The organism is Arthrobacter sp. MYb229 (genome assembly GCF_002975405.1).
In the GTDB taxonomy this organism is placed as follows: domain Bacteria; phylum Actinomycetota; class Actinomycetes; order Actinomycetales; family Micrococcaceae; genus Glutamicibacter.
The window spans coordinates 1-4,782 of the sequence record NZ_PCPS01000015.1 but is presented as its reverse complement, the minus strand read 5'-3'; the positions used below and the strand labels follow the sequence as shown (position 1 = coordinate 4,782).

Here is a 4,782-nt window from a genome sequence, read left to right as displayed (position 1 = left end):
CGCAGGCTGCGGGTCATGGTGGCGAACCCGTAGGAGAAAGCTTCTGGCTGTTCTTTGATCCGGCCCATGAATCGGCTGATCGTGGCATCCGACGCTACTGAGCCAAAGAGTTCTGGTGCGGCTCGTAGCTGGTCAATATCTGTGGCTTGTTCACCGCCGGCCGCCAAGGACAGGGCCAGCGCGCCGAGGATCTTGCCTGGCCGGTGCGTTGCGGTAGCGGGTACGAACTGGCTGAACCGGTCCTCGCAGAGCCTGCGGAAGTCCACCGCGTTCAGGAAACTGGTCAGCACCGACAACCCTGCATGGGAGACCAGAGATTGACCGGTGAGTTGGGTCGGGATAGCAGGGAAAACGTGGGTAGAATGGTTCACAGAAAAGGTGATCCTTCGAACGGGTATCTTGGAAGCTTAGACACTCCCATTTTCCCAGTTCAGGTCACCTTTTCATCTTTTAAGTCAGTTAATGACTGCCGTCGTCATGAAATACCCGGGCTAACCATGATCACCACGGATGTCGACATTTTCCTCGGACTCGACCTAGGGAAAACAGACCATTGGGCCTGTGCCGTCTCCACCGTCGGCACCAAAATCTGGAACAAGACCCTGCCCAACGACGAAGCCAAACTCACCGCTGTCTACGAAAATCTCAGTGCCAAGGGTACCGTTCTGGTGGTAGTGGATCAGCCAGCCACCATCGGTGCGCTGGCTGTCGCCATCGCTCAGAACCTCGGTATTCCGGTGGCCTACCTGCCCGGGCTGTCGATGCGGCGCATCGCAGATATGTATCCCGGGACGGCGAAAGACGAAAAAGACGCCTTCATCATCGCTGATGCGGCGCGCACCATGCCCCACACCCTCCGCAGCATCCAAGTCTCCGAAGAAGACGAAGCCACCCTGGGCATGCTCACCGGATTCGACCTGGATCTGGCACGGCAGATCACCCAAACCAGCAACCGGATCCGCGGATTGTTCACCCAAATCCACCCGCCACTAGAACGGATCCTCGGCCCTTGGCTGGAACACGACGCGGTGCTGGAGGTCCTCGCCTCCTGGCCGACACCGGCGCAACTGAAGCATGCTGGCAAAGCGCGGATCGATGCGAAGCTGAAAAAGCAGGGAGCCCGCCGGCACACCGCGTGGGCGTCCGCCATCATCGATGCGCTGGATGAGCAAACCGTGGTCGTGGTCGGCACCGACGCAGCCGGCTTGGTCATCCCGCACCTAGCCCGCCAGCTGATCTCGTTGCATGCCCAGCGCGTGGACGTGGCCAACCATTTGGAGACCATGGTGGAGGCCCACCCTCTTTACCCGGTCCTGACATCCATGCCAGGGGTCGCCGTCAGGACCGCTGCGATCATCATCGCCGAGACCTCCGGCAAAACCTTCACCAGCGCCGCCGCATTATCCTCCTACGCAGGATTAGCACCAACCACGCGCCAGTCTGGGACCTCGATCAAATCCGAACGCGACAGCCATTCAGGAAATAAACGCTTGAAACGAGCGCTGTTCCTCTCGGCGTTCGAGTCCATCCGCTTTGATCCAACCAGCCGGGAATACTATGACCGGAAGCGGGCCCAGGGCAAACGCCACAACCAAGCACTCATCGCATTGGCCCACCGACGTCTCACGGTCCTGTTCGCCATGATCCGGCACGGATCGCTTTATGATGTTCCGGAGCTGAAAATTGCTTGACACAGAACATAGGGGCACCCCCCGATCGCGTCGGTCGACGGTTCCAGCCTTTCCAAAGCCATCGTCTGCGTATACCTCTGGGAGGTATATTCTGATCCAGCATCGCTTTGTTGTACGGTGCCAAACACCTATCTCACATGAGAGTTTCGCTCACTACGTCGCTGCCATAGAGCCCGCTGGAGAGCCTCATCCACTAACGCGGTGTCATGCGAGGTGGACAAAGCCCCGGACAAGATCCTACGGCTGAACAAGTCGATCACAAATGACACGTATGCGTACCCGCTTCAGATGGAAACGTAGGTAAATTCGGTGACCCAAAGCATGTTCGGAGCATCAGTGAAGAAATTCCGATTCAACAGACCGTTCACCCGAATCTTGTCCTTGGTACGGATCGTCGTGTATGTCCTGCGACCACGCACCAGACCCGCATTTACCGTCGTACGTAAAGCACCTCCGGCTTCGGATTACCCGTTTTCATGTCGCGTTTCTGTAGGTCATGCGCGGCATTGAGAATGAGTGCATCGGTGACGACTTGTGGTGACGGTTGCTCGACTTTCCGGCTGTGATACGTGCGGGCAGAGGCCTTCAACCCCTGAGTGTTCAATACATGTCAGAACAGACATTACCGCATGCCCACGTTCGCATTGCTGGTCGAGCAACTCGGTGATTAGTGCCAGCGAGGGTCCAGCTCCCTCGCGAAGAAAATGGTTGACTGTTTCAAGATGTCGTTGACTTCTTCAAGATCTCTGAATTTGGCTTGCAATGCTTTGATTTCAGCGATTTCGTCGCTGGTGGGGCCGGTGCATCCACCGCTATCGCCCTGCGCTTGGCGACACCAGCGGTGCAGGCTACCTAGACCGACTTATACCGGCCAAGGCGTTTCATAGCGTAGGACACTGCGCGGTTCTTGACTTCTGGGATTTACTGCTTTGGCATGTCTTCCATTCTCGCATAAGAAAACGGCATGAAACCCGGGATGACTCACTAAGAGGTAGTATTATTTTTCACTCTTTACGCAAAGAGATGTACCATTTATATTAATTAATATTGCATTACGGTAATACCGCATAACCTGAAAACTTAATGTATTTATAATTAACAATTAAAGGAATCTCCCTAAAATTGGAATATAAGTCCACATCTTAGGGAGATTCCGTCTTTTGTAAAGTCTTCTACCGAAGTTTCAGAAGCGTTTATTCAGCTAAATTAATCTCACGCGCAACGCTTGCACCAATGGCTGCACCAACTACGTCGAGGACACCGTGCGGCAGCGCCGAATCAATGTTGATCACGGCAACGGCTTCGGCGCGCTCTTCATCGCGGGACACCTGCATGCCAGCGATGTTGATGCCCTGCTCCCCCAGAACGTTGCCTAGCGAGCCGACTACGCCCGGACGATCTGAGTAACGCACAACGATCATGTGATCCGAAATCGGGATTTCGATCTCGTGGCCGTTGATTCCTACCAGCTTCTCGATCTGCTTTGGACCGGTCAAGGTGCCGGCGACCGCTAGCTGCGTGCCCTCATTGGTTACGCCCTTGATCGTCAGCTGGTTGCGGTACTCAGGTGAATCAGGGGTGGTGACCAAACGGGTGGCCACTCCGCGCTGCTCGGCAAGAACCGGAGCGTTGACGTAGGACACCTGATCCGAAACGACATCCATGAAGACGCCCTTCAAAGCGGAAAGCTCCAAGGCCTTCACATCCAAGGAAGCGATTTCGCCGGCGACTACAACATCAATGCTGGTCAGCGAGCCCGAGGTCAGGGCGTTGAAAATGCGGCCGAGCTTCTCGATTAGCGGGATACCCGGGCGGACGTTTTCGTCGATAACTCCGCCGGCAACGTTCACCGCGTCCGGTACCAGCTCACCGGCAAGTGCCAAGCGAACCGACTTGGCTACCGAAACGCCGGCCTTTTCCTGAGCTTCATCGGTGGATGCGCCCAGGTGCGGGGTGACGGTCACGTTCTCGAATTCGAAGAATGGAAGGTCGGTGCTTGGTTCCTTGACGAATACGTCAATGCCGGCGCCGGCAATCTCTTCATTCTTCAGTGCTTCATACAGTGCGTCCTGGTCAACGAGGCCACCACGTGCCACGTTGATGACGTAGGCGCTCTTCTTCATCTTGCCGAAGGCTTCCTTGCCCAGCATGCCCAGCGTTTCTGGAGTCTTTGGCATGTGGATGGTCACGAAGTCCGCCTGGGCCAGCAATTCATCAAGGGTCACCAACGTGACACCAAGCTGCGAGGCGCGAGCCGGGGTGACATAAGGGTCATAGGCAATGACATCCATGCCGAAGCCCTGCAGGCGTGCTGCAACGAGGGCGCCGATACGGCCCAGGCCGATGATGCCGGCCTTCTTTTCGAACAGCTCAACACCGGTGAAGGAGCTGCGCTTCCATTCGCCGTTCTTCAGCGAGGCATTCGCGGCAGGAATGCGGCGAGCCAACGAAACGATGTGGCCCACGGTCAGTTCCGCTGCAGAGATGATGTTTGAGGTCGGAGCGTTGACCACCATGACGCCAGCCTGGGTGGCGGACTTGATATCTACATTGTCCAGGCCTACGCCGGCACGGGCGATAATCTTCAGGTTCTTGGCCGCGGCGATTGCCTCGGCGTCCACCTGGGTGGCCGAACGAACGAGAATTGCATCTACGTCGGCGATAGCTTCGAGCAGTTGGGAGCGGTCTGCTCCGTCTGTCTGACGAATTTCAAAGTCGGGACCGAGCGCAGCGACAGTTGCTGGGGATAGTTGTTCGGCCAGAAGTACGATTGGCTTATTGTCAGACACGGGTGTGGCACCTTTGCGATTTCATTGGGCTGATGCTTGCATGCGGGCGATCGTTGATGATCGCCAACATGTTCCACCCTATCGCCGGACAGTCCTGGAATCCGTTGAATTTACGCATATTACGCAGCTTCAGGGCGACTTTGTGAAAACTTTCACTTGATCGATACACTGGTGTTTGAATATGCCTGCGCTCAATCCAGTACCAGATTCTGCCAGTCTTTCCTAGCCCAGGTATTTCATCGAGAGGCCAGTAATTAAGCGTCATTAACAAAGAAAAAGTGATCCTGAACTGCGAAAATAAA

4 protein-coding genes are annotated in these 4,782 nt (G+C 55.9%); 1 reads left to right on the top strand and 3 read right to left on the bottom strand.

Annotation, left to right across the window (positions count from 1 at the left end):
• Positions 1-371: transposase (locus CQ019_RS18060; protein WP_181148618.1), on the bottom strand; the 371-nt coding region annotated here is incomplete at its 3' end.
• Between the two features lie 126 nt (positions 372-497).
• Here CQ019_RS18060 and CQ019_RS18055 point away from each other — a divergent pair.
• Positions 498-1,691, top strand: a complete 1,194-nt coding sequence (locus CQ019_RS18055; protein ID WP_105570318.1) for an IS110 family transposase — start codon at positions 498-500, stop codon at positions 1,689-1,691.
• A 1,193-nt stretch (positions 1,692-2,884) separates the two neighbouring features.
• Here the strand turns inward: CQ019_RS18055 and serA are convergent.
• Positions 2,885-4,480: a phosphoglycerate dehydrogenase gene (serA, locus tag CQ019_RS18050; protein WP_105570317.1), complete on the bottom strand. Its 1,596-nt coding sequence runs from the start codon at positions 4,478-4,480 to the stop codon at positions 2,885-2,887.
• Positions 4,473-4,782, bottom strand: a 310-nt coding sequence (locus CQ019_RS18670) for a hypothetical protein (RefSeq protein ID WP_219844273.1), incomplete at its 5' end; no start/stop codon positions are given. The genes serA and CQ019_RS18670, both read right to left, overlap by 8 nt.

Bases quoted from the DNA above. Each gene is read 5' to 3' on its own strand.
- CQ019_RS18055 (WP_105570318.1), top strand. From the start codon at position 498: ATGATCACCACGGATGTCGACATTTTCCTCGGACTCGACCTAGGGAAA.